Genomic DNA, 24,908 nt, shown 5'->3' with positions numbered 1-24,908 from the left:
AATGGGCAGAGGCGGGAAACAAATAAGAGCTGGTATTATGAAAAGAGCAAAAGCGGGAAATGGGAGGTCTAAACCGGGGATTATGTCTCCGGCTCTTCCGTTTGTTTTTGCCCTGTCCGTCTTTTTACTTCAGCCTTCAATCTTCAGCCCTCAGCCTGTCTTCGCCGCGTTTGACGACCTTGGCGCAGGCGCCCGCGGGCCGGGCATGGGCAACGCCATGGCGTCCGTAGCGGACGACGTGTACGCAGCGCACTATAATCCCGCGGGATTGGGCACGCTCACCCAGCCGCAATTCACCGCGGCGTATACGCAGCATTATATGGGCCTTACTGACGATTCGAACCTTGGCACCTCGTTCTTCGGCTACGCGCAGCCGATAGCCGGCGGCAGACGCGGAACGCTCGCGGGCGCGCTTAATTCGTTCACGCTGAACGGCAGCCTTTACCGGGAAAACACGCTGTATCTATCCTATGGCCGCCGGATCTGCACGCGTCCCGGCGGAGCCGAACTTTTCATGGGGACAACCTTGAAATATCTCTATAGCTCTTTCGGTTATTTTACGGAAAGCGCCGACGCGACCAGCGGCATCAGCCGCACCGGCCAACCCGACCCGCTGCTTAGCGGGAACCTGACCCGGAAAGCTTTTGACGCGGATTTGGGGCTGCTTTACCGGTTCATGACGCATTACCAGCTGGGGCTGCAGGTTGCCCACCTGACCCGGCCTGACATGGCTTTAAGTTCCGGCGACTCCGACCGTGTGCCGGCGGACATAAAGCTGGGTTTCAACTACAAAAGTCTTATTTCAAATCTTGTCGCCCAGGCGGAAACCAAAAAAGCCCCGGACGGTAAAGCGGACAATATATTCACCGTAGCCGCGGAGCGCTGGTTCCCCAAAGCGTTCGTGGGAGACCTCGGCGTGCGCGGCGCCATGGGCATGGGCACCAGGGATTACAAGCAGTTCAGCCTCGGGCTTTCCTACCGCAACCGCAGGGTGCAGCTGGATTACGGTTTTTCCCTGCCGCTCGGCACGATCGCGTCGACTTCAGGCAGCCATCGCATGGCCATAACCTTCCACTTCGGAAAGCCCGGCGAACAGGAAGAAACGCTGGAAATGCTTATGGAAGCCCTTCGCAACCTTAAGACACCCCCGGCCGCGGAAGTGCGGACAACTACCGTTACAGTCTTCGTTACCCCGGAACTTTCCGCGATTGAGCGTGCCATAGCCGAAAAACTATCCAGGTCGGAGGAGGCTATAAAGGACGGCCGTTACCGGGAAGCCGTAAGCCTGTCGTCTTCCATAATAGACCTGGATCCGAAAGCTGCGGCGGCCTGGCAGAACATGGGGATAGCTTACCTGGGAATGGAAAAATATAAAAATTCGCTGTACGCCTGGAATAAAGCTTACGAATACGAAAAAAGCCTCGCTCTCAAGAAAGCGATAAAGGGGTATATAAACTCCATTTCACGGCTGGCGCGTTCCGCGGCGGCTCCAAAGCCCGCGGAACCCGCCGCCGCCCCCAGGCCCGTGTTGTCCCGGGAAGAAATAGAGAAGATGCTTGATCTCGGCGTGAACTATTACGCGAACAAGGAAATTGACAAAGCGCGCGAAATCTTTGAGCAAGTGCTGGAAGCGGAGCCGGACAACTCCGATGCGCTCAGCGCTTTGCGCCGCCTGAAGGACGAGAAGGGCAGGTAATTATGAAAATAAGGCACAAACAGCAGTTGATAACCTCGGCGCTGATCATGTCGGTCGTAGTTTCCATCGCGGCGATGGTCATACATACCCAGCGCAAAATGATGCACAGCCAGGCCATACAGCGCCTTGAGGCGCTGATGGAGGGAACTACGCACATAGCCAAAGAATCGTTTGACAGCCACGACAGGCTTATGGCTGTCAGCTATCTTATGTTCCTTCAGAAAGCGCACCCGGAGCTCGCGTTCGCCTCAATTTCCTACGGCGGACATAATTTTAAGATAGGAGAGGAAAGCAGGGAACTGTTTTACCTTGAGCGCAATGTTCTGTCTTCGGCCGGTCCTGTGCGCTACACTGTTTCGCTTTATCCTTCAGCCTCGGGCGCTCCGCAAAGCAGCCTGCAGGTTTCTACCGGCGGGATCTCCCTGCAGGTTTCCGGCAGCTCCACAGTAAAGATCGAAGAGCCCGCGACGGACAGGGGCCTTGTGCGTTTCGGCTTTATCCGCAGGATCATTGACGACGAGGTTAACAGCGCCCTGGCTCCGCTTATAAACTGGACAGCGGGAATAGCCGGGGCCTTCCTGCTGCTGGGCCTGATAGTGAATGCGTGGGTTGCCCGCCTGTTTACAGGCCCCATCGAGGTGCTGGCGCAGGCGACCGGCCTGCTGGCCGCCGGCCGCATGGATGTTTCCGTGCCGGTGCGCACGAATGATGAACTGGGAACGCTGACCCGCAGCTTTAATTCAATGGCCGGGCGTCTTCATGAACTGCTGGAGTCCCGCGATAATATACTCCATACACTTACGCATGAGATAAGCGCGCCACTCAGCGGACTGAAAGGATATCTGGAACTCTGGCAGGACGAAAAGATAGCGCGCGACACGAAAAGCTCCGGTGAAGTTCTGGAAACTATGACGGCGGCTGTGCTGCGCATGGAGAATTTGCTTTCAAACGCGCTTAAGCTGTTCAGGGGAGACGCGGGGCTGTATTCCGGCAGCGAAGTGAAAGACGTGCCGCTTGATAAGATCTTCAGGGAAACAATGACTATTTTTATGCCTATTGCCCGGACCAACGGCGTAAAAATCCGGCCGTTGTACCAGCTCACTAAAGCGGTTACAATAACGGCGCCGGAAGAACTGATAAAGCAGATAGTAAGCAACCTCCTGCTAAACGCGATAAAATATACGCCGAGCGGCGGTGAGGTGAACGTATACCTTACGGAAACTGTCGACGAGGCGGTGTTTCACGTGCGCAATACCGGGCCCGGGATCGCGTCAGCGGATATACCGCATCTCTTTACCAAGTTTTACCGCGCCGGACAGGACAGGGAAAGAGGCGGGAGGATTCCCGGCGCCGGGCTGGGGTTGAATATAGTTCAGAAGGCCGTTACCGCATTGGGCGGACGGATATTTGTAGACAGCAAGATTGACAAATATACGCTGTTCCTGGTCAGACTTCCAAAGAGAAGAAAAGCACAAGAATTTAAGGGTAAGGAGTTGTTATGAAAAAGGCCAATATCCCCGTTTTTTATATTTGTATGGCGGCGCTGTTCCTGGCGCTGATACCGCAGGCTTCCGCGCAAACCCCGCCGGGGCTGATGAATTTCCAGGGGCGCCTTACCGACTCAGGCAATAATCCTCTTAGCGGGCCGCATGACTTTACTTTCGGCGTATACGACGCTCTATCGGGCGGAACCCAGCTTTGGACCGAGAGCCAGACCGGCATTACCGTGGCTAACGGGGTGCTGGCCGTGCAGCTTGGGGCCGTCGCCGCCATCCCTCCGTCCGTCTTTAAAAACACGGACGCCTGGCTTCAGATCACCGTGGACGGCACAGCGCTCAGCCCCAGGCAAAGGCTTATAACGGCGCCTTATGCATTCAACGCCTACAGCCTTTCCGGGCGCGCGTATGACGCCTTTGTTTCCACCGACGCCTCCGCTCAGACTATCGCCGGAGATAAAACCTTCACGGGAGCGCTTACCATGGCGCAATTGCGCCTGTCCGGGAACGTTATAGTGTCTTCCGAAACCCTGCCCGCCTTAGGAGCGGGCGTCAGGATATCCACCAATGTTTATATAGTCGGTTTTTCATCCGCGGCAAAATATTACGGCGACGGGGGCGGACTTTATAATGTGCTGGCGTCCTCTGTGGCGGCCAACGGCGTGCGGCCCGGCTCCATCGCGGCAGGCGCTATTACCGATGCGGACATAAGCCCCGCGGCGGCGATAGCAATATCAAAATTGTCCGCAACAGGCGTTTTGGGCGGCAGTGTCGTTGTCTCGTCGATAGCCGCGGGGGCGATAAACACTCCGGCCCATATATCCAACGCCGTCATAACATTGGCAAAGCTCAACCAGAGCGGCTGTACTAACAATCAGGTTCCGAAGTGGAACGGTTCCGCCTGGGCATGCGGCGACGGCACCAGCGGCACGCCCTATACCGCCGACGAGGCCGCACTGCACCTTGCGGGCACGGTATTCAGCGCTCTGAATTCAAGCGTGACATTGCAGGGCAACAGCTTTAATGCGCCGGACAAGCTGGTGAAGCTGGACGGAAGCGGTAATTTACCGGCGTTGAACGGCTCGGCGCTGACGAACATAAATTCCCAGCAGTTCAGCGCCGTGGCAGCCGATACCACCACTATAGCCGGAAACCTTGCGGCGGAAATAACCAGCCGCGTCAATGCGGACAGTTCATTAAGTTCCAGGTTTAACACGGTAGCGGCGGATACCGCCACACTGAACAGCCAGCTTGCGGCTAAGGCAATACGCGCCGATGTCGCTGCCGCCACCGCTACGATAGCGGGGAACCTGTCAGCGGAGACAACCGCGCGCTCAAGCGGCGATGCCGCTATAAGCGTGGCTACAGGGACATTGCGCACCGACCTGAACGCGGTGACAGCGTCTACTGCGCCGTTGGCTAATGCCGCCAACTGGAACACCGCGTACGGCTGGGGCAATCATGCCCTGGCGGGATATGCAAACGGTTCGGCTGTCGGGATCTCCACCGCGGCGCTTAGGACCGACCTCAACGCAGTAATCGCGTCCACTGCGCCGCTGGCTAATGTCGCCAACTGGAACACGGCTTACGGCTGGGGTAATCATGCGCTGGCTGGGTATGCAAACAGCTCCGCTGTCGGTATCGCCACCGCGACGCTTAGGACCGACCTTAATACTGTAATAACGTCCACTGCGCCGCTGGCTAATGCAACAAACTGGAACACAGCCTATGGCTGGGGCAATCATGCGGCGGCGGGATATGCGAATGCTTCCGCTGTCGGCGTCGCCACTGCTACGCTTAGAAACGACCTTAATGCTGTAATCGCGTCCACTGCGCCGCTGGCTAACGCCGGTAACTGGAACACGGCTTATTCATGGGGTGCGCCTCTTATAACCTCCACCGCCGCGCTGGTGGCTTCGACCGGAACAATACAGTCCAGTTTAAGCGCGGTTATTATTTCCACCGGACCGCTGAAGGATTACGCCAACTGGAATACGGCCTACTCATGGGGTGCGCCTCTGATAACCTCCACCGCCGCGCTGGTGGCGTCGACCGGAACAATACAGTCCAGTTTAAGCGCGGTTATTCTTTCCACCGGACCGCTGAAGGACTACGCTAACTGGAACACGGCCTACTCATGGGGTGCGCCGCTGATAACCTCCACCGCCGCGCTGGTGGCTTCGACGGGCACGATACAGGCGAGCTTAAACGCGATTATTCTTTCCACCGGCCCGCTGAAGGATTACGCTAACTGGAACACGGCTTATGGCTGGGGCGACCACGCCGGCGCAGGTTACGCTAAGGTTACTGCCGCGCAAATCTTCACTGGCGCGAGCACCTTCACGTCAACGGCGGCTTTCACCGCGCAGAATGCTTCCGTGCCGGGGGTTACAATATCATCTGGGTTGGTTGTTTCAGCGGGCAACGTCGGCATCGGGACGACGGGACCGGTGACGGATCTGCATATACAAGGTTCGACTGCCTATGATTCCCTGACCGGATTAAACCTGGTTAATGGTTCCGCTGATTATGGACGCGCCCAATTACGTTTGACCGGCAGATTTCAGGCGGGGAATGACGGGTGGGCGATGAACGGGAGAGACAATATTCTCTTTGCCGCAAACGCAAACGCAAGCGGCGTAGGGATCGGCGCTCTCGGCACGGATAAGTTTGCTATCCAGTACCAGATGGCTGATGACAAGCTTGGCATTCTTTCCGCTGCCGGCGGAGCAAGTCCGCTTATGGTTTTCCAGCAGAACGGCAACGTCGGCATCGGGACGACGGCGCCAGGCGGTGTTCTTGAAATCGGAAGTCCTTTGGCTGACAGTCAAGGTAAAATCCTGAGGTTCACCTCCGGCAGCACTGAGTGGCTAAAGCTTACCCGTTTAGATTCATCCTCTACGGCGATGCTGCAGTCGGCAGCGAACATAATATTGCAGCCAACGTACGGCAGCGTCGGCATCGGGACTACGGGGCCGGGGGCATTAGTGGATGTCAATGGAACGGGTTTATTCAGGAGCGCTTTGAATCTTGGAAGTGTCGGGTCTTCCGGGGGAACGGCAGGAACTTTGGCTTTTGGAGGTATATCCGGTTCGATAGACGGTTTTACAGTTACAAATACTGCGGGTAATTATCTTAGTTTTAAGGCTAATTCAACCGCTTCAGCATATTTTATTATAAATAATCTCGGCAACTTCGGTATCGGGACTACGGGGCCGGGGGCAAAGCTTTCCGTGTCTGGTGGTATGGCAGTGGGCAGTTCGTATGCCACGACAGCGGTCCCGGACGGGAACGCGATAATAAGCGGCAGCGTCGGCATCGGGACGACGGGCCCCCAGGCCACGCTGGATGTAAATGGCGGCGTAAGGGTTGGAAACTTTACAACTGCGGGAAGACCCTCGGCAACAACTGCGAATAAGGGCACTTTTATTTTTGATACAACCGAAGGAAGGCCTTATGTGTCCAATGGATCGGTTTGGAAACCACTGGACAGCGATTATGATAAGGACGGGATAACCGATGCGATAGATGCTGACGACACCAATCCAAATGACGCCACTGCCGTTGCGTCTGATCTGGCATACAATAAAACATGTTATGCACGGGGACAGCGCCTAACGGGAACCTATATGCCGGTTTATCCGTCATGTAAAGCTATTAAAAATGCTGGCGCCTCTACCGGAGATGGAATATACTGGATTGATCCAAATGGCGGCAGCAATTCAGATGCCTTCCAGATATATTGTGATATGACAACCGACGGCGGTGGCTGGACCCTGATCGCCGGCATCGCCGATAATCAGGCGCATAATGTGGCCGCGGCGGTGACCCCCGGCAATCTGACCTCGGTCAACGGGAAAGGGAAGTTGAGCGATGCGGTCATTAATAGCATCCGTACAGCCCCGGGCAGCGAGGGTATAGTCAGGTTGAACTGCCAAGGCAACGGCGGCTCCGCCCCGGACTATTTTGACTATCGAACCACGGCCTGGCACGCTGACTTCGGCACCGCCCCCAACGGAACGGGCTGGGATGTGTACACGCAGCCCTGGGGAACCGCTCCCTACACCACCGGTGGCGTGGGCTACGAGACGAGCGGCTCTGGATGCTGGTCGTATAGCACCTGGGGTGGTACGGAAATTTACGGCTACAACGGGTGGACCGGCTGCTACCCCGGCGCCACAAACGGCAGCTGGCCGTTTATAAACGGTTGGACATGGATAAGATAACTCTCCGGTTGAGCCGAAGCCGGATTTAGGGGACGGGATTTAGGGAAATGCAGGAAATAAAGGAAATGGGGTCAGCCACCATTTATGAGGTGATGATATACTATACTTATGCCAAAAGCAGGCGTCAGCGAATATTTTTTGCGAACCATTCAAAAGCCCTGGCGAACGGTTCAGGTGGGGCGCTCAGCACGCCCGCGCCCACCTGCCCCACGCCCGCCTTCTTGTGTGCAACGCCGGTGTCTATAAAAGGCAGTATACCTGAACGCGCCACTTTTACAACATCAATACCGGTGGGCGTGCCGCGAAAGTCCAGATAGGGAATTTTATAGATATTACTTTCGCCCGCCGTTATTTCATACATGGCCAAAGTGTAACTCACGGCGTCGGCGGCCTTGCCGCCCACGAACTGCACTATAGCCGGCGCCGCCGCTATGGCAAAACCGCCCAGGCCATTGGTTTCGGTAATGGCTGAATCGCCTATATCGGGATTCGCATCCGCCTTGGTATAGCCGGGGAAATATAACGCGTCCGGCACGGGCGCCGGGCCCGTGAACCAGCGCCCGCCGCCGCCTGAAAGCTGCACGCCGAAATCCGTCCCGTTCCTGGCCATCACCGCCACCAGGCTTGAGTTTTTTACTCCGCACCCGGCGTCAAGCGAGGCCTTGCTTAAGGCCATGGAAAGGTTCAGGAAAAAATGGTCATTGCCGTTTATAAATTCAAGGGCTTTTGCCGCCGCCGCAGGTGTGGAGGTTTTTATAACGGCCGGAGCTATGGCGCGGTAGAACAGCGAAGTGGCCGCGCGGTTGCGGTTATGCACCTCGTCGCCCATATGAAGGGCCTGTGCCACAATGGCTTTAAGGTCAATACCGCCCAGCAGTCCGATGGCGGCTTTAAGCGCAGGGTAAAGCCCGGTCTCCATCCATTTCAGGCGCTCGATGACCTCAGGTGAATAAGCGCCGTAACGCAGCACCTTACCCAGCCCTTCGTTCAGCGTGGCGTAGGAGTAATTTCCGGCGGCCGTGTTCTTGACTATAAAAACCGGCATGGAAGCGGAAATTATTCCGGCCATGGGTCCTACGGCGGAATGTTCGTGGCAGGGAGCGTATTTTATTTCACCCGAAGCCGCAAGCTTTTCAGCCTCTTTCGGATTTTTTGCCAGGCCCTCGTACATCAGCGCCGCCATTATGCCTCCGCGCATGGGCCCGCACATCCGCTCCCAGGTTATGGGGGGGCCGGCGTGAAGTATAAGGTTCCTTTTCATGCCGGGTATCACCTTAAGGGCGATGTCCATTCCCACAAGCGCCGGCTTCGCCGCCAGTATCTTTGCGAGCGCTTCCCGGTTGGCCTTCGCCACGACGGAGACACGCTTTTCAACTTTTTCAAAAAGCTTCCTGTCGCCCACCAGCGGCGGCTTAAACTGAGCCTGCACGCTTTTAACGCCGGAGTCCGAAAGCCCTTTCCGGAAAGACTCCAGGCCGATGCTGATCACCTTTAATTCGCTGTCAAAAAGCCCGTTGATTTTCATAAATTATCTCCAATTTATCAAAAGTCCTGTGTTATTTTTTTGCGCTTATTTTAACTATTCGGCCGGCCAATCTGCACGCCGCGGCGTTTGACGGCATTATCAGCACGCCTTCGGCCTCAAGGCCCTTTACCACTTTTGAGCGTGTCTGCGGATCCGTCTCGGTGCCGGTTACCGATGCCACAATTGAAAGGCCTTTATTGGACCGAAAGGCTTCGCGTATAGGCGGCAGGATATCGTCCAGAGGCTGCATGTTCGAGCCATAGCCCAGCACGACGTCAAGCAGGATAACAGACACCTCCGGCTTAGCGGCCTCGGAAACTATCATTTTGTTGCGCAGGGAATAGTCTATCATCGGGTGGGGGCGGCCCACGGTGAATTCGTCCTCGCCCAGATCCACAACCGCGTTACCCGTGAGACGCATGGAGTCTTTCAGTTTCCATTTCTTATCCAGCGGCGCATTGGACCAAAGCGGGCCTATAATCTCAGGCAGTATCACCTGCGCCTCGCTTACAAAAGTGCCGCCGGAAAACAGGCCGCGCAGGTGTTTCTGGGCGGATTTTTTACGGGCCGCTTCCTTACGGGCAAGTTCTTCCGCTTTCAGGTTGGCATCGTAAATAATTTCCCTGGCCCTGGCCATTTGCCAGCCCTTGCTCAGGCAGACCGCCTTTAACGCCGCTTCTTCAAGGGTCTTTGACGGATAAAAATCATCTTTTATTTTTTCTTTGATCTCTCCACCCAGAAAGATCGCCGCCACCGGTTTCTTGATTTTCTTGATCTCCGCGGTTATTTTTTTAAGTATTTCCGGGTGGGGGGGTTTTGAGACTATGAGTATCACTCCGGTGGCAGGGTCCGCGGCCAGCATTTTCAGGCCCTGCAGCAGCGTAAGCGCGCCCACCTCAAGTTTAACATCGCGCGAGCCGGTGCCTATGGCCTGTGAAACCCCCGCGCCTTCGTTTGAGATAAGAGTGGACACTTCCTGCAGACCGGTGCCGGAGGCCGCCACTATGCCTATGTTGCCGCGCCGCACGGAATTAGCGAAAGCGAGCGGCGCCCCGTTTATGATGGCGGTGCCGCAGTCGGGGCCCATTACCAGCAGGCCTTTACCGATGGCCAGCTTTTTTAATTCCACCTCTGTTTCAAGCGGAACATTATCTGAAAAAAGCATCACATTAAGATTTTTTTCAAGGCAGTCAGCCGCCAGCGCCCCTGCAAAACGGCCCGCCACGGAAATTATGGCGAGGTTGGCGCCGCCAAGCATTTTAACGGCTTCATCAAGGCCCGCGGCTTTTCTGTCGGCGCCGGTTTCGGCCCCGGCGGGCTTTTTGTTAAGCAATTCCTCGGCGGCCTTAAGAGCCGATGCCGCAGCCTCAGGGGTTTTGGCTTTAACCGCAATGGCCAGATCGCTGTCGCCGGCCTTAAGCACTTCCGGCGTAAGCAGGCCGGAGGCTTTTATAATGCCCTTATTTTCTTTAGTGGCCATTACTACGGCCGAATCAAGTACACCGGGCAGGGAGTTAAGTTTTTTCGCCACCTGCATAAGCGAAACAGAGTCAAAATAAGCGCCTCTCTTGATAACGGTCTTTATCATAATATGACCCCTTTGTTCGAAAGCGAACAGCGCATAGTTTACAATTCTTAAAATACGGTCTACGTTCAATGTTTTTCAATTACACCGGATATTCCCACATTTAATCCTTATTCGCTACTCGCTATTTGCTATTCCCTAGCGCGTCTTGAAGCGCGAATATCAGCCCGGCGCAGAAATCGGCTCCGGAAGTATGGCCGGTTTCCAGCGCCTCAGTGGCGGCGGCCTTAAGCTCCTCTTTATCGGCGCCGGACAAAGCGCGCATAAGCCGGAGGATTTTAGCGTTAACCTTGCCCTCATAAGAAGCGCGCAGGAAAGCGTTTGAAATAATATTATCTCCTTCGGCGTGCCGGTAAATTTCCTCTATGCGGGCCTTCATGTTAAAACGGAGGCTGCACAGCGCATAATTGAAACCGGCAAGCAGGCCGCTTAAAAAATCGTCGCCGGAGGGTGTCAGGCCGAACCCCAGTCCCCGCATGGTTTTAGTGCCGCGGGCATATTTACCGGCCCGGAAAAATGCCACGGCTTTTTTCATGCGCGCGAGCAGATGTTTTTCGAAAACGCGTTTAAAATCTTTTTCACGCTTCGGCGTAAAAATAAAACACAGGCTTTTTTCCGGCGCGGCCGCGGCAAGCACGTAAACCAGCTCCGCCAGGTTCGCGCTTACGATTTCCGGTTCCGCTTCCAGCACAGGCACAGCGGAATCGTAAAGCGCTTCCGGCGCTTTTCTCAGACGGTTTTCGTCTATGTAAAAGTAAAAACGCGAAGCACGGAAACGCTTTGCTCCGGCGGGCATATGTTTAAGCACTACATTCATAGGACCTGAACCGGCGCGGGGGGGAACGAGAGAGACTATAATGCGCCCCTTCCGGAAATTTATGGCGTGCTCAAACGCCGAATGCAGGCGGTAGTCGCCCTCAGGAATGCTGTCGCCGTATGAGATCAGATCCATATTTAGGATACAGCTTTAAATTTGCCGGTAGGCTTGTATGCTGGTATGCTTTTTAGGAGTTCCTAAGAAAAGCCTACTAGCCTGCCCGCTTACCAGCAAGAATTTCCTGCTACCAGGGGAAATTCTTTCTTTCCCCTATAAACGGAAATCTCTCGCGGGTCTTTGCCACCAGCGCCTTGTCCAGCGGGACCTCGGATATAAAAACACCTTCCGCCGCACCCGCGTCTATAACCGTCTTTCCGAGCGGGTCATAGCACATGGAATTGCCGCAATACTGCACCATGCCTTCAAGGCCGATACGATTTGTTCCCGCGCAATAAGCCTGGTTCTCAATGGCGCGCGCCCGGAGCAGCGTCATCCAGTGTTCGGCCCGGCGCATGGGCCAGGCGGCTATCACGATATAAATATCCGCCTTCTCCGCCATGTTCCAGAATAAATAGGGGAAGCGCAGGTCAAAACAGACCGCCGGCATTACCTTGAAACCTTCAAGCTCAAAAAGCTCCTGCTTTGAACCCGGCTTATAGCATTTATCCTCGCCGCCGAAGGCGTAGAGGTGTATCTTGGAATAAGTGTTTATCCGGTCTCCGTGCCTGTTCAGCGTTATCAGGTTGTTAAAGCCGTTTTCCACTCCGCCGTAGGAGATGTTAATGTTTTTCTTTTGGGCCAGATCGCGGAAGAAATTCCTATCTGAGTCGCTTAGCTCAGCGAGGGCCGTGTTCATGGTAAACCCGGATAATGTCATCTCCGAGAAAATAAGCCAGTCAATCTCGCTCTTGCGCGGGCACTTCTCTATCAGTTCTTCTATTTTTTTCTTATTTGCTTCCTTGTCTTCCCACTTGATGCCGTACTGGAATAAGGCTATCCGCATGATGTCTCCTGTGGTAACAGTCTTAGTGTCTTAGAGTCTAAGGGTCTTAGAGCCGCCGATTTTCAGAATCAACTCCATGACTCTCAGACGCTTAGACTCTCAGACCCTTCGACCTCTTGACTTCAAGCGCCACTTTTTCTTTCGTCACCGGCATAGACTTTATTCTCACGCCGAGCGCATCCTCCACCGCGTTGGCTATCAGCGGAGCCGCCGGTATCATGGTATGCTCGCCCACTCCGCGCGCGCCGTAGGGGCCGTCGGGCTGAGCCACCTCAATTATTATCGGCACAACTTCTTCGGGCATATCCATGGCGGTGGGAATTTTATAATCCGAAAAGTTGGGGTTTAAAAGGCGGCCCTTTTCGTTAAAGCGCATATCCTCATAGAGCACGGTGGCAAAGCCCTGCAGCAATCCGCCCACTATCTGGCCTTTTACCAAGTCCGGGTTTATGGCTTTGCCGCAGTCCACGGCAAGCACCGCCTTTTTTATTTTCATTTTGCCGGTTTCCTTATCCACTTCAAGTATTATGCCGGCCGAGCCTGTTGTGTAATGCACATTGGGATGTCCGCCCTGGCCGGTTTCCGGGTCGCCTATGGCGGAGGAGAATTCCGGCATGAACATGCCTGTGCCCATAATGGGGCCGCCCTTGAAAGTGTGGTCTTCGGCCTGTATGCCGTCGATCACAAAGTCCCGCAGGCGCAGCTCAAAGTCCGGTTTGGTGCGGCAGCGCACCATTTCATTTTTCAGGTAAAGCGTGGACTTGTCCAGACAGCGCACGCGCTGCACCAGGTCGAATATCTTTTCCCTGGCGTCCAGCGCGGCCCGCTTTACGGCATTACCGCAGCCCCAGGTTACGTGTGAGCCCACTGTCTGCCACTCATATGGGTTGCGGTCAGTGTCCGGGGTTTCCACGCGTATCTTTGTTACCGGCACGCTCAAAACTTCGGATGCGATCTGCGCCATTACGGTCAGCAGGCCCTGGCCCAGTTCCATGCCGGAAACGAGGATATTGATGCTGCCATCCTCGTTGAACTTCAGGAAAGCGCTTGAAGCGGCATTTGGCGGCATGGCGGGGGATTTCCAGAAGCAGACCAGCGCCTTGCCTATCGCTTTTTTGGGGTCCTTTGACTTCTCCTTAACGCCCCACTTAATTTCTTTTTCCACTTTTTCTATGGCTTCTTTAATGCCGTTGGGGTTCATGTGCGCGCCATAGGGCAGAGTGTCGCCTTCCTTTATGGCGTTCTTCTTGCGGAAAGCCACCGGGTCCATGCCTATTTTATTGGCCACACGGGTGATATGCGATTCCAACCCGAACAGGAACTCGGAATAACCGAAACCGCGGTAAGGCCCGCCGGGGGGAAGATTGGTATAAATGCACATGGAATCAATTTTTAAGTTATCCACCTTGTAGGGGCCGGAGGCGGAAAGTCCCGCCGCGTTCACCACATTTGCGCCATATTCGACATAAGCGCCGGCGTCCCAATACATCTCGTAATCCAAAGCGGTAATACGGCCGTCTTTTTTCACTCCGATCTTGATTTTTGCGGTTACACCCTGGCGCTGGTAGGTGTTGTAAAATTCCTGCGCCCGGTTCCAAAGCACTTTTACGGGCCTGCCCTGCACGGACATGGCGAGAGCCGCGCCCATTATTTCCATACTGACCCCGGCCTTGCCGCCGAAGCCGCCGCCGATATAGGTGCTTATCACGCGCACATCCTTGTGGCTTATGCCCAAAGGTTCAAGCGCCTGCACAAAAACGTTTCTCTGCGTGAAGGGGGACTGTGAGGAGGTCCACATGGTGAGGCGGCCGGATTCGTCGTAGAGGCCGATGACGCAGTGCGGCTCTATGGCGCAATGCGCGTATCTGGGGACATAATACGTATCTTCCATTACCAGATCAGCTTCTTTGAAGCCTTTGGCCAGGTCACCTTTGCGGGTTTTGCGCCAGTGGGCTATGTTGGTTTTCGGTTTTGGGAAAAACCACGGCACATGACGGTAATTTTCAAGGTCGGGGTGCACAAGGGGTGAATTTTTCTCAAGGGCTTTTACCGGGTCAAGCACGGGCGTGAGTTCTTCGTATTTCACTTCCACCAGCGCCGCGCCTCTGAGGGCGATTTTAGCGTCCGTGGCGACCACGGCAGCCACCTGCTCGCCGACAAAGCGCACGGTGTCAGTGGCGAACACATAGCGGTCTGTCATATAAAGGCCGAACTTATGTTTAAAATTCTCACCGGTCACTACTTTTACCACACCATGGAGTTTTTCGGCCTTGGCTGTGTTTATGGATTTTATTCTGGCGTGTGCGAACGGGCTTTCCACAACAGCCGCGTAAAGCAGCCCGGGCCCGAATTCCAGATCGTCGGTATACTTGGCCGCGCCTTTGACCTTCTCCCACCCGTCCACGCGCAGCACGCTTTGGCCGACGACTTCCAAATTTTCTTCAACCTTTGTGGATTTAATAGGTTTTTTAGTTTTGGTGATAAGTTTATTGATGTCCATATTTACCTCGTCAAGGGTAGTCTCAGGTTACAGGTCTCAAGTCACAGATAAAAATTGCTTAATTTTTCACAGACCTGCAAGTTTGGGTCCTGCCGGCGACTTTAAAACACTATATTAAAGGTGCCAGGCACCTTTTCTCTTTGTAACTTAACTGTCCTTTACCGTTTCCGGACGTAAAAACTAAGCCCGACGCCTATTCGGGCCGGATCTCTTTACGATATTCAGCTCCGGGGCATGGGTTTGCGTGTCATCGTTTGATCTGGAATAAACCTTATCGGGTATGTAGCCTTTGCCCAGCGAGACAAACGCCGTTGTCTGGAAACGGTCCGGAACCGCAACAGGAACTACGCGGGGACTGATCAAACGGCCCGGCCCCGCAGTATCTTCATCAATTCTCGCGCGGCGCCCAATATTAATTATTTTCATCGGTAATTAACCTCTTCACTATCCGGCGCGTGCCGTAATTTGTGACTTTCTCAGGTGCCTGACACCTTTTTAATCCGCGAATTCCATACCGGCTACATAGACTCCGTCGGCGCGGAGCGCCCTGAGTTTCGGCCCCACCAGCGGGTCGCCCGGCTCATAGGTATCGCCATCTATGCCGATAGTCTTGATGCCCCTGGCCGCCGCCCATTCCAGGATTTTCAGCACCTCGGACGGAGCGTTCTTTTTAACCAGCCTGACCGCCACTTTCGAAGCCTTCAACTCCGGGTTCTGCGCCTGCAGGGCGGTTATAAGCGACTGCGCCCTGGTATTATCAGTGGCAATAACCACAGCTTTCGGCTGGTTCATGAACCAGCATCCCGAAAGTGAAATGGCGGCTAAAATAAAAAATATTCTTTTCATGGTCCCGTTTCCCCTGTTCTTCACTATCTGCCCGCCCTCACCTGCCCTTGGCCGCTTCTTCTATGGCTTCCACTATCGGCTCGTAGCCGGTGCAGCGGCAAAGATTGCCGGCTATGGCCTCTTTTATGTCGTGCACGGAAGGTCTGGAATTTTTCTCAAGCAATTCGGTGGCGGAAAGTATAACGCCGGGAGCGCAGAAGCCGCACTGAAAGGCGTTTTTTTCGTGGAACTTCTTCTGAAGTTTCTGCGTCCACTTGCGGCTATTGGCGCCTTCAAGCGTGACCATCTCCGAACCGTCGGCTTCCACTGCCAAAGCCAGGCAGGAGCGGATGGTTTTGCCGTTCATCAGTACGGTGCAGGTGCCGCAGTCGCCACGGTCGCAGCCCACCTTGGGGCTTTTTATGCCAAGTTTATAGCGGAGCACATCCAGCAGCACATCGTTGGGGTCAACGTCTATTGAGACTTTCTCGTTATTTAACTTGAATTGGATATTGTGTTTTTTCATAATGTTTCCTTGCTATTAGTGTAGAGTGTAGAGTAGCTAGTGTAGAGTAAATCATGGTTTAGAATTCTTTGATGCCGACAATCCGCTAATCATTCTCCCTATCTCTTCCGTACTGTTGTAAAACCCCCGATATTGCTCATCGTTTATATACGACAACTCACGGCAAATTTTCAGCAAAGTGGCTGTTTCACATACAGAGCCGTATGCAATAGAAAGAAAGTGTTTAAATTCCTTCTTTGAAGTCCTGCCAGCGCCCTCAGCTATATTAAGAGACACTGAAACTGATGCTCTTCTTAGTTGTGAAGTTATCCCGAATATTTCGTCCTTGGGGAAAGCGGAGGTAACGCCGTAAATTTCTTTAGCGAAATCCACAGCCTTCTGCCACACCAAAAGTTTTTCAAAACAGAACATTTTTCCCTATGTCTCTACACTCTCCACTATCCACTCTACACTATATTTTCCGTTCCATACTTCGGGCCCTTTCCAAAAAGCCTTGCCACCGCTATTTCAAGCGCGCGGCCAAGCATAATTCCGGCCATGTGCAGACGGTATTCCTTGCTTGAGCGGATATCGGAAATCGGACTGATTTCGGAAAGTATAATTTCTTTGGCTTTTGCCAAAACCGGACCGGAAAGTTTTTTACCGTTAAGAAATTGCTCGGTTTTGTAACAGCGGGCGGGTTTGGGGCCAAGGGCGCAGGTTGCCACGCGGTAGGTATTATCCGAGAAAACCAGCACGGCTATGCCGCCCTGAGCCAGGTCTTCGCCTTCATAGCGTGAAAGTTTCATATAGCAGCCTGCGTGTTTTTTCTCCGGAAGCGGAAGTTTAAGGCCGGTAACTATTTCATCGGCGGCAAGGATTGTTTTTTTAGGGCCCGCGAACCAGTCGTGTATGGAAACGGCACGCTCCCCCGTTATACTGCGGGCCAGCACCACCGCGTCGTAGACAGCCAGCGCCGGAGCGGAATCAGCCGAGGGTACGGCGGAGCAGATATTGCCGGCCACGGTGGCGCGGTTGCGCACGCCCACCGAAGCCACGGTAAGCGAAGCTTCCCACAGCAGGGGGAACTTGGTTTTAACCATGTCGGATTCAATAAGGTCCGCAAAAGTGGCAAGCGCCCCTATTTTCAGCTTATTCCCTTCAAGCTTCAGCCCGCGCAGCTCTTCAAGGGCTTTTATATCCACAACTATTTCCGGTTTTGCGATCTTTTCTTTAAGCTGCACGACCAGGTCAGTGCCGCCCGCAAGGGCTTTGGCCTTCTCCCTGTAAAGTGAAAAGACATGAAGCGCTTCGTCCATGTCTTTGGGTTTAACATATTCGAATTCGGCTGTTATAGGCATAAATACTCCTTGTTTAGCGTATAGCGTATAGAGGCTTGGGGTATAGGGAAGGAAATGTTTTTCACCCTCACCTCTATACGCTATCCCCTGTCGTTAAGCCGTCCAGGCAACCACGCGGCCCATGGCGGATTCAAGCTCTATACCATTTAAGGGAAAGAAGCCCAGCCAGCAGCGTTTGTTGGAAAGTTTTTCTATTTCGCCGCCGATATTTTCGGCATGGACGAGGCGCTTGGGGAACAGCTTCAGGTGCATCACCTGATAATATTCTTCATACGGGAACATCTCGTCCCATGCCTTGCCGTAATTAGCCTTCAGCTTATTTTCCGCTTCCACGAACAATTTGGGATGCCAGTTGCGGATTATGGTGTTCATGGGGTGGTCGGCGGAACCGCAGTCAACGCCTATCCACTTGAATTTCATGGCCAGCGCCCATTTGTGAAATTTGGGACCGGGGCCCGGATGCTTGCAGAAATAGCGCACCTCATCGCAGCCCTTTTCATACCAGGCGTAACGGTGATAGCCGGTGTTGATGATGAGGATATCGCCCTTGCGGATGTCGGCGCGCTTCATAAGCATTTCAGGCTCATAAAGGTCGTAATCCCCGACGTCTTTGGAAATGTCCACAACAACCGCGTTGCCTATCCATTCGTTCATGGGCACCTGCCCTATGCTTCGGCCGGCGCCGTAAAAGTGAATCTCCCCATCCATGTGCGTGCCGACATGGTTGGAAGTCTTCATTATCTGGCCGTTGGCGCCCTGGCCCATGTGCGCGCCCGCGATGCGTTTGAAATACTGTAACTGCAGCGGCATGTAGCTCGGCCAGGGGGGGGTATGGATGCTCAGCGGCTGGGTAAGGTCATACATTTTGGCCTTTTCCATCACTTTAATAAAGTCATTGGGTTTCATAGTATTTTCCTCCGGAAAATGCCGTAAGCTATAAGCCTTAAGCCCTATGCAAAAGTCATTTGCTATTAAGCTTCAAGGAAACTCCTTAATAGCTTATGGCTTAAAGCGTACGGCATACGGCGTAATAAAGCGGCTTAAGCCGCTTTATTACTATGAATTCTAACAAATGCGGGGGGGGGGTTCAATGGAAGAAAGGGGACATGATTAACCCTGAAAATGAAGTTGAATTTTCCGGGTTAAGGATGAGGGAACATACGCGGGGAAACAAAGAGATTTTGTCTGCCTTAAGCCTTAAGCCTTAAGCCTTCTGTCAGTTCTGCCAGTTTGACGGGAAGTTCGGAAAGTTTCCAGCGCAGCGCGGTTTTTTCAGCTCGCTTTTTAAACTCGCATTCTCCGTCCTTCAGGGTTTTGGTGCTCACCACAATTCGGTAAGGCAGGCCGATGAGGTCGGCGTCCTTGAACTTGACGCCGGGCCGCTCGTTGCGCTCGTCCCAAAGAACCGAAAACCCGGCGGCATGGATCTGTTCATAAACTTTCTGGGACTGGGCCATTGACTCCTTGTCGTCGGTTTCAATGGTGATCAGTGAAAACTCAAAAGGCGCGAGCGCCGGCGGCCAGATTATACCCCACTCGTCATGCGACTGCTCAATGGCGGCCGCCACGGTGCGCGTTACGCCTATGCCGTAACAGCCCATTACCATGGGCGTCTCTTTCTGATGGTCATCCAGAAACTCGCACTTTAAGGATTTTGAATATTTGGTGCCCAGCTTGAAGGTCTGCCCCACTTCTATGCCGCGCTTGAACTCAAGCGGCTTTTGGCAATTGGGGCAGAAGTCTCCCTCACACGCCACGCGCAGATCGGCGAAGCTGTCCGGGGTGTAATCGCGGCCTATATTTATGCCGGTGGAGTGAGTGTCGTTCCTGCAAGCGCCGGAAACCCCGTTAAACACGCCCTTGATCGCATGATCGGCTATAACGGTTTTAAGAGGCTTGGTATCTTTGCCCGGAATATACTTATTTTTTATATCAACGGGACCGGCAAAGCCGGCCGGGCATCCCGCTATGGCTTCGTAAATATTGGGCGGCGCTTTTTCCAGCTCTGAAACGCCAAGGGCGCGGCGCAGCTTGTTTTCATTAAGTTCGTGGTCGCCGCGTACCAGAACCATCACCGGTTCTCCGTCCGCTATAAAAAACAGCGTCTTTATGAATTGTTTCTTGTTCATTTTAAGGAATTTAGCCACATCCTCAACGGTATAGAGGCCCGGAGTAGGCACATCTTTAAGCGGCTGGAATTTGGACGGATCGGCGGCCCGGACCGGCGTTTCGGCCACAGAGGCTTTTTCAGTATTGGCGGCGTAGCCGCAAGCCGGGCAAAGGGCTATTTCAGCCTCTCCGGTGTCGGCGATCACCATAAATTCGTGCGAGTGATTGCCGCCTATGGGGCCGCTGTCGGCTTCCACGGGTTTGAATTTAAGCCCGCAGCGCGTGAATATCTTTTCATACGCGCCATAAGCGAGGCCGTAGTATTTTTCACAATCGGCCTCGTCGGCGTGGAATGAATAGGCGTCTTTCATTAAAAATTCCCGCGAACGCATCACGCCGAAGCGGGGCCGTATTTCGTCCCGGAATTTGAGGCCGAACTGGTAAAGCATTATGGGCAGCTGCCGGTACGAACTCACGTCGCGGCGCACCATATTCGTGATAACTTCTTCGGCGGTGGGGGCAAAGCAGAATTCCGAATCTTTCCTGTCTTTGATGCGCAATAGTTCCTTGCCGTAGATCTGCCAGCGTCCGGTTTCCATCCACAGTTCCTTGGGCTGTATGACCGGCAGCCATACTTCCTGCCCGCCTATGGCGTTAAGTTCCTCACGCACTATATTTTCCACTTTCCGAAGCACGCGAAGACCCAGCGGCAGCCACTCATAAATGCCGCTCGCCAGTTTGCGTATCATGCCGGCCCGGAACATCAGCTTAACCGAAACATTGTCCGCGTCCTGCGGGGCTTCCCGCAGGGTGGGGAGAAAATAGCTGGAAAGTTTCATTATAGATTCCTCGGTATTTTAGTTGTCAGTCGGTGGTGGTTAATTGCTGGTTGTCAGAGCAGGAATTTCTTAAAAACAACCAGCTACAAACAACCAACAACCACCTGCTTATTATTTTGTGCTTCTGATCTTCCTGATGATCTCGTTTACCCACTCGCTTTCGTTCACCACTTTGATCTGCTTGCCCTTCTCTATCCAGACGCCCTTGCCCTTGCCGCCCGCTATTCCGAAGTCCGCCGAGCGGGCCTCGCCGGGTCCGTTTACCACGCAGCCCATGACTGCGATTTTACGTCCTTGCGAGCGCTGCAGAAGGTTCTTGTCGGAATAGATCCTGTCTTCAAGTTCGTGTATCACTTTACCCACTCCCACCTGACAGCGCCCGCAGGTGGGGCAGCTTATAAGGTCCGGGCCATAGACGCGCAGTTTCAGGGCTTTTAAAATTTCATAAGCGGCGCGAACCTGCATAACAGGGTCCTCGGTAAGCGACACGCGCACGGTATCGCCCACTCCCTGGGAAAGCAGCAAACCTATGCCAAGCGAGGATTTTACCGTACCGGACAGGAAACTGCCGGCCTCTGTCACGCCAAGGTGCAGCGGTATATCCGATTTCTCGGAAAAGAGCAGATTGGCCATTACCGTGCGCTCCAGATCATCGGCTTTCAGCGAAACCACAATATCGCTAAAATCCATGTTTTCGAGAACGCGAACCTGGCCTAAGGCCTCTTTAACCATCATCTTCGCCCAGTCATAGGATTCCCATTTAGGGTTGGGATCGGTTTGAAGAGCTTTGAGCGACCCGGCGTTTACGCCTATCCGTATGGGCACGCCCGAGGACTTGCAGGCCCGGACCACTTCTTTAACCTTGTCCTTATCGCCTATATTTCCGGGATTGATGCGTATTTTATCGACGCCCTGCCTTACGGCTTCAAGGGCGAGCCTGTGGTCAAAATGGATATCGGCGACCAGCGCGATCCCTATGGCGCTCTTTATACGCCCCAGATTTTCCGCCGCTTCCATGTCGGGCACGGCCACCCTTATAATTTCGCAGCCGGCGTCTTCAAGGCGCCGTATCTGGTCTATGGTGGCTTTAAGATCGCGCGTATCGGTGTTGCACATGGACTGCACTGAAATGGGGTTTGAGCCGCCGATGGCGAAGCGCCCTACTTTCACCGTTCTGGTTTTTTTGGGGTTGGAATGGCTGTGTGTCATGGCTGTGAAGGCGCGGAGGCCGCGGCCGCTTTGCGCAGCTGACGGGAAGTTATCATGCGGTTTATATCATTATATGTGGCGAACACAAAGATCCCCACTATTATGGCTATACCAACGGAATTAACCACCTGCATTATTTTCGGGGTGATCTTTTTTTTAGTCAGTCCCTCAAGCACATAAAGGAAAGCGTGCCCGCCGTCCAAAAGCGGAATGGGCAAAAGATTGAAAAATCCCACGGCGACGGAAATCACGCCTATAAGAAAGATCAGGTCCGAAAGTCCGTTATGCGCCGCCTTGCTTACGATGTTCACTATTCCTATAGGCCCGGATATATCGGGTTTTTCCCTGTGATAAATATTGGACGCCAGCGTTTTTACCGTTAACGCGGTCCAGAACCAGCACTGGTAGGCGGCCATTTTTCCGGATTTGATCAGCCCGACGCGGATGTATGCTATGCCTTGGGAAATACCTATAATGCCCTGCGCCTGAGGGCCTTTGACCGTTTTTATTTTAACTGTACTGGTTTCAGTTCCGCGCCGGTATTCAATGACGGTTTCTTTCGCGACCCTGGCGTGGATAAGCTCGGCCATCCGGTCCCAGGCGGCCACGGGCTTTCCGTCCACGGAAAGTATTCTGTCGCCGGCTTTTAAGCCGGCGGCCTCGGCCGGATAGCCCAGGCCTATATCGCCTATAACGGGCTCGTTCGAAGGCACGGGCTCTCCCACGGTAATTATAACTCCCGCGAAAAGAGCGAAAGCGAGTATATAGTTCATCGCGGGCCCGGCAAAAACTATACCCAGACGCGAATACCAGGGCTTTGAAAAGTATTCGTCCGGAGCCCCGGTGGCCTCTTCAATATTTTCACCCGCGGGCTTTACATAGCCGCCAAGAGGGATGGCGCGAACGCTGTAGCGGGTGGCGCCGGAAGTGCGGCCGAAAAGCTCGGGCCCGAAGCCGAAAGAAAAGGCCTCCACTTTGATTTTTACGAGTTTGCAGACTAAAAAGTGGCCGAATTCGTGCAGGAAAATAACAAGCCCGAAAGTGAAAAGCACCGCTATTATTGAGATAACCATTATGTCCTTTTCAGGGGCTGCGTAAAAGTCAGCAGCCCCTCTTAATGCGCGCCGCGATTTCCGAAGCCTTGTCCCTGGCCCACTGGTCGGTTTCAACAGCCTCGGCAAGCGTTATCGCGCCCGGTTTGTTTTCATGATGCAGAGAAAGCGTTTTTTCCACTATTTCGGCGATAGCCGTGAAACGGACCAGGCCTTTTAAAAATTTTTCAACCGCCGTTTCGTTGGCGGCGTTCAGGACCGCCGGGTAGCCTCCGCCCTTTTTAGCCGCCCACAGCGCAAGCCCAAGGCAGGGGAATTTTTTAAAATCGGGCCTTGCGAAATCAAGCCTTGCGAGTTTAAAAAAGTCCAGCGGACGCACAAGCGAACGGCGCCTTTGCGGCCAGGTGAGCGCGTACTGTATGGGCAGACGCATGTCGGGCCAGGACATCTGCGCCAGAACCGAGCCGTCGTAAAATTCCACGCCCGAGTGCATTACCGACTGCGGATGTATGAGCACCTGTATTTTTTCAAGCGGCACGGAGAACAGGTTGGCTATCTCTATGGCTTCAAGCCCCTTGTTCATCAGCGTGGCGGAGTCCACGGTGATCTTAGGGCCCATGCTCCAGCGCGGGTGTTGCAGCGCCTCTTTCACGGTAACCGTTGAAAGCCCTGATTTGCGCGCGTAAAAAGGCCCGCCCGAAGCGGTCAGAAAAATTCTTGAGACAGCGGCATTATAATTTCCATCCTGCACACCGGCAAGGCACTGAAAAATAGCGGAGGGTTCCGAGTCCACGGGAATAAGTTTCGCCTGCCAGCGCACGGCCTCTTTCATCAGAGCGGGACCGGCCATAACCATAGGCTCCTTGTTTGCAAGCGCTATGTGTTTTGAGGCCCTTATGGCCGCAACAAGCGGGGCAAGCCCCACCGCGCCGGTAACGGCGTTAAGAACAATATCAGCGTCTTTAAGCGACGCCATTTCGCTTAAACCTTCAACACCAGGCGCGAGCAGTTTTACGCCGCCCGGTAGAAGATCTTTAACGCGCTTTGAGGCCGCGTAATCAAAAACTGAAACATAGCGGGGATGAAAATACCTTATCTGGGTCAGCAATTCTTCCAGGTTCGAGTTGGCGGCAAGCCCCAGCGCTTTGTAGCCGGGTCCGAGTTTTTTAACGGCACTCAGGGCGTTTCTGCCTATGGAGCCGGTAGAGCCTAAAATCACTATTTTTTTCATCTTGTAAACACGGCCAGGTAATAAATTATGGGCGCGAGGAAAATGTATGAATCAAACCTGTCAAGCACGCCGCCGTGCCCCGGCAAAAGGTTGGAGGAATCTTTCACTCCCACTGCCCGCTTCAGCATGGACTCCGCAATATCGGAGATCTGGCCGAAAATGCCTATCAGAATGCCTGCAGCAAGCGCGAAGGCGGGGGAAACGGTTGTTTTCGCGGCCATGCGCAAAACGAAAACCGTGCCGATAGCGAAAATAAAACCGGCCACCGCGCCCTCCCAGGTTTTTTTGGGGCTTATAGTGGACAGTTGGCGTCTGCCGAAACGCTTACCGATGAAATAGGCCGCTGTATCCATTATCCAGACCGTCACTATCAGCATAAAAGTAAGCCATTCCCCGTCGGGCCTGAGGTCCCGCAGAGCTATAAGATGAAAAAGGCACCAGCTCAGCATAAAAATACCCAGCAAAGTAAACCCTATACGCTCAAGATACTTTTGGGTGGAAAAAAGCTCGTAGAGCATGGCGAAAATTACGGTAAGCGAGATAAAAAACCCGGCAAAATTATCGCCTCCCGCCTGGGCCGCGTAGTTATGGTCAAAATAAAGCGCCGCCGGCAGCAGCAGCCCCATTATAAAAAGCGTGGCCCTCTGCACCGGCTTGCCGCCCAGCTTAAGCAGGGTGTGATACTCGTATAATGAAAGCAGGATTACGACAAAAATAAAACCGGCATAGGGCAGACCACCCGCGTGGATCAGCAAAACCACCAGCGGGATACCCGCTACCGCGGTTAAAAATCTGGGTAAAGGCATAATCTATCCTCTTGCTTGCAGTGACTCTGGCCTGTCGCGGGCCTATGGCGCTGTCCGCGACTGTGACTCTGGCCTGTCGCGGGCCTATGGCGCTGTCCGCGACTGCGCCATATCGGGACCTAT

18 protein-coding genes are annotated in these 24,908 nt (G+C 53.9%); 3 read left to right on the top strand and 15 right to left on the bottom strand.

Going from position 1 to position 24,908, the window contains the following annotated elements:
* Window positions 1-82 precede the first annotated feature (82 nt).
* The 3 genes from NTX59_06620 to NTX59_06610 are packed head-to-tail and all read left to right on the top strand — an operon-like array spanning window position 83 to window position 7,418.
* Complete coding sequence (locus NTX59_06620; protein ID MCX5785345.1) at window positions 83-1,696, top strand: type IX secretion system membrane protein PorP/SprF; 1,614 nt, start codon at window positions 83-85, stop codon at window positions 1,694-1,696.
* A 2-nt stretch (window positions 1,697-1,698) separates the two neighbouring features.
* Entirely contained in the window at window positions 1,699-3,198 is a 1,500-nt protein-coding gene (locus NTX59_06615) for a HAMP domain-containing sensor histidine kinase (protein MCX5785344.1), read from the top strand.
* Window positions 3,195-7,418: a fibrinogen-like YCDxxxxGGGW domain-containing protein gene (locus NTX59_06610; protein MCX5785343.1), complete on the top strand. Its 4,224-nt coding sequence runs from the start codon at window positions 3,195-3,197 to the stop codon at window positions 7,416-7,418. The genes NTX59_06615 and NTX59_06610 overlap by 4 nt, the downstream gene beginning before the upstream one ends.
* Before the next feature lie 124 nt (window positions 7,419-7,542).
* Here NTX59_06610 and NTX59_06605 read toward each other — a convergent pair whose 3' ends face one another.
* The 15 genes from NTX59_06605 to NTX59_06535 form a co-directional block, all read right to left on the bottom strand.
* Window positions 7,543-8,943 carry a DUF1116 domain-containing protein gene (locus NTX59_06605; GenBank protein MCX5785342.1) on the bottom strand — a complete coding sequence of 467 codons (1,401 nt, stop codon included), beginning with the start codon at window positions 8,941-8,943 and terminating at the stop codon, window positions 7,543-7,545.
* 31 nt (window positions 8,944-8,974) lie between these two features.
* Window positions 8,975-10,531, bottom strand: a complete 1,557-nt coding sequence (fdrA, locus tag NTX59_06600) for an acyl-CoA synthetase FdrA (GenBank protein ID MCX5785341.1) — start codon at window positions 10,529-10,531, stop codon at window positions 8,975-8,977.
* Between the two features lie 121 nt (window positions 10,532-10,652).
* Window positions 10,653-11,480: a DUF2877 domain-containing protein gene (locus NTX59_06595; GenBank protein MCX5785340.1), complete on the bottom strand. Its 828-nt coding sequence runs from the start codon at window positions 11,478-11,480 to the stop codon at window positions 10,653-10,655.
* 109 nt (window positions 11,481-11,589) lie between these two features.
* Window positions 11,590-12,348 (bottom strand): hypothetical protein, encoded by a 759-nt coding sequence (locus NTX59_06590; protein ID MCX5785339.1) that lies wholly within the window; start codon window positions 12,346-12,348, stop codon window positions 11,590-11,592.
* A gap of 91 nt (window positions 12,349-12,439) precedes the next feature.
* A complete protein-coding gene (locus tag NTX59_06585; protein MCX5785338.1) occupies window positions 12,440-14,848 on the bottom strand; it encodes a xanthine dehydrogenase family protein molybdopterin-binding subunit in 2,409 nt (802 codons plus the stop codon).
* A gap of 495 nt (window positions 14,849-15,343) precedes the next feature.
* Window positions 15,344-15,694: a hypothetical protein gene (locus NTX59_06580; GenBank protein ID MCX5785337.1), complete on the bottom strand. Its 351-nt coding sequence runs from the start codon at window positions 15,692-15,694 to the stop codon at window positions 15,344-15,346.
* Window positions 15,695-15,731: 37 nt separating this feature from the next.
* Window positions 15,732-16,199, bottom strand: a complete 468-nt coding sequence (locus NTX59_06575) for a (2Fe-2S)-binding protein (protein MCX5785336.1) — start codon at window positions 16,197-16,199, stop codon at window positions 15,732-15,734.
* 51 nt (window positions 16,200-16,250) lie between these two features.
* Window positions 16,251-16,610, bottom strand: a complete 360-nt coding sequence (locus NTX59_06570) for a four helix bundle protein (protein MCX5785335.1) — start codon at window positions 16,608-16,610, stop codon at window positions 16,251-16,253.
* Between the two features lie 35 nt (window positions 16,611-16,645).
* A complete protein-coding gene (locus tag NTX59_06565) occupies window positions 16,646-17,539 on the bottom strand; it encodes a xanthine dehydrogenase family protein subunit M (protein MCX5785334.1) in 894 nt (297 codons plus the stop codon).
* 93 nt (window positions 17,540-17,632) lie between these two features.
* A complete protein-coding gene (locus NTX59_06560; GenBank protein ID MCX5785333.1) occupies window positions 17,633-18,445 on the bottom strand; it encodes a cyclase family protein in 813 nt (270 codons plus the stop codon).
* A gap of 284 nt (window positions 18,446-18,729) precedes the next feature.
* Window positions 18,730-20,487, bottom strand: coding sequence for a proline--tRNA ligase (locus tag NTX59_06555; GenBank protein ID MCX5785332.1), 1,758 nt, complete (start codon window positions 20,485-20,487; stop codon window positions 18,730-18,732).
* 111 nt (window positions 20,488-20,598) lie between these two features.
* Complete coding sequence (gene ispG / locus NTX59_06550) at window positions 20,599-21,696, bottom strand: flavodoxin-dependent (E)-4-hydroxy-3-methylbut-2-enyl-diphosphate synthase (protein MCX5785331.1); 1,098 nt, start codon at window positions 21,694-21,696, stop codon at window positions 20,599-20,601.
* Window positions 21,693-22,769 carry a M50 family metallopeptidase gene (locus NTX59_06545; protein ID MCX5785330.1) on the bottom strand — a complete coding sequence of 359 codons (1,077 nt, stop codon included), beginning with the start codon at window positions 22,767-22,769 and terminating at the stop codon, window positions 21,693-21,695. Before NTX59_06545 ends, ispG begins: the two co-directional genes overlap by 4 nt.
* A gap of 28 nt (window positions 22,770-22,797) precedes the next feature.
* The gene (gene dxr, locus NTX59_06540) at window positions 22,798-23,979 is read right to left on the bottom strand and encodes a 1-deoxy-D-xylulose-5-phosphate reductoisomerase (GenBank protein ID MCX5785329.1); all 1,182 of its coding nucleotides are present in this window, start codon (window positions 23,977-23,979) and stop codon (window positions 22,798-22,800) included.
* Entirely contained in the window at window positions 23,976-24,785 is an 810-nt protein-coding gene (locus NTX59_06535) for a phosphatidate cytidylyltransferase (GenBank protein ID MCX5785328.1), read from the bottom strand. Before NTX59_06535 ends, dxr begins: the two co-directional genes overlap by 4 nt.
* Window positions 24,786-24,908 lie beyond the last annotated feature (123 nt).

This window comes from Elusimicrobiota bacterium (assembly GCA_026388155.1).
Classification (GTDB): Bacteria; Elusimicrobiota; Elusimicrobia; order Elusimicrobiales; family UBA9959; genus UBA9634.
This window is presented reverse-complemented; position numbering and strand designations above follow the sequence as displayed.

Excerpts from the sequence above, each read along its gene's own strand:
- NTX59_06620 (MCX5785345.1), top strand. The coding sequence starts at position 83 with ATGTCTCCGGCTCTTCCGTTTGTTTTTGCCCTGTCCGTCTTTTTACTT.
- NTX59_06545 (MCX5785330.1), bottom strand. The coding sequence starts at position 22,769 with ATGGTTATCTCAATAATAGCGGTGCTTTTCACTTTCGGGCTTGTTATT.
- NTX59_06590 (MCX5785339.1), bottom strand. The coding sequence starts at position 12,348 with ATGCGGATAGCCTTATTCCAGTACGGCATCAAGTGGGAAGACAAGGAA.
- NTX59_06610 (MCX5785343.1), top strand. The coding sequence starts at position 3,195 with ATGAAAAAGGCCAATATCCCCGTTTTTTATATTTGTATGGCGGCGCTG.
- NTX59_06565 (MCX5785334.1), bottom strand. The coding sequence starts at position 17,539 with ATGCCTATAACAGCCGAATTCGAATATGTTAAACCCAAAGACATGGAC.
- NTX59_06585 (MCX5785338.1), bottom strand. The coding sequence starts at position 14,848 with ATGGACATCAATAAACTTATCACCAAAACTAAAAAACCTATTAAATCC.
- NTX59_06555 (MCX5785332.1), bottom strand. The coding sequence starts at position 20,487 with ATGAAACTTTCCAGCTATTTTCTCCCCACCCTGCGGGAAGCCCCGCAG.
- NTX59_06570 (MCX5785335.1), bottom strand. The coding sequence starts at position 16,610 with ATGTTCTGTTTTGAAAAACTTTTGGTGTGGCAGAAGGCTGTGGATTTC.
- NTX59_06595 (MCX5785340.1), bottom strand. The coding sequence starts at position 11,480 with ATGGATCTGATCTCATACGGCGACAGCATTCCTGAGGGCGACTACCGC.
- NTX59_06560 (MCX5785333.1), bottom strand. The coding sequence starts at position 18,445 with ATGAAACCCAATGACTTTATTAAAGTGATGGAAAAGGCCAAAATGTAT.
- fdrA (MCX5785341.1), bottom strand. The coding sequence starts at position 10,531 with ATGATAAAGACCGTTATCAAGAGAGGCGCTTATTTTGACTCTGTTTCG.
- NTX59_06535 (MCX5785328.1), bottom strand. The coding sequence starts at position 24,785 with ATGCCTTTACCCAGATTTTTAACCGCGGTAGCGGGTATCCCGCTGGTG.
- NTX59_06575 (MCX5785336.1), bottom strand. The coding sequence starts at position 16,199 with ATGAAAAAACACAATATCCAATTCAAGTTAAATAACGAGAAAGTCTCA.
- NTX59_06615 (MCX5785344.1), top strand. The coding sequence starts at position 1,699 with ATGAAAATAAGGCACAAACAGCAGTTGATAACCTCGGCGCTGATCATG.
- NTX59_06605 (MCX5785342.1), bottom strand. The coding sequence starts at position 8,943 with ATGAAAATCAACGGGCTTTTTGACAGCGAATTAAAGGTGATCAGCATC.
- NTX59_06580 (MCX5785337.1), bottom strand. The coding sequence starts at position 15,694 with ATGAAAAGAATATTTTTTATTTTAGCCGCCATTTCACTTTCGGGATGC.
- dxr (MCX5785329.1), bottom strand. The coding sequence starts at position 23,979 with ATGAAAAAAATAGTGATTTTAGGCTCTACCGGCTCCATAGGCAGAAAC.
- ispG (MCX5785331.1), bottom strand. The coding sequence starts at position 21,696 with ATGACACACAGCCATTCCAACCCCAAAAAAACCAGAACGGTGAAAGTA.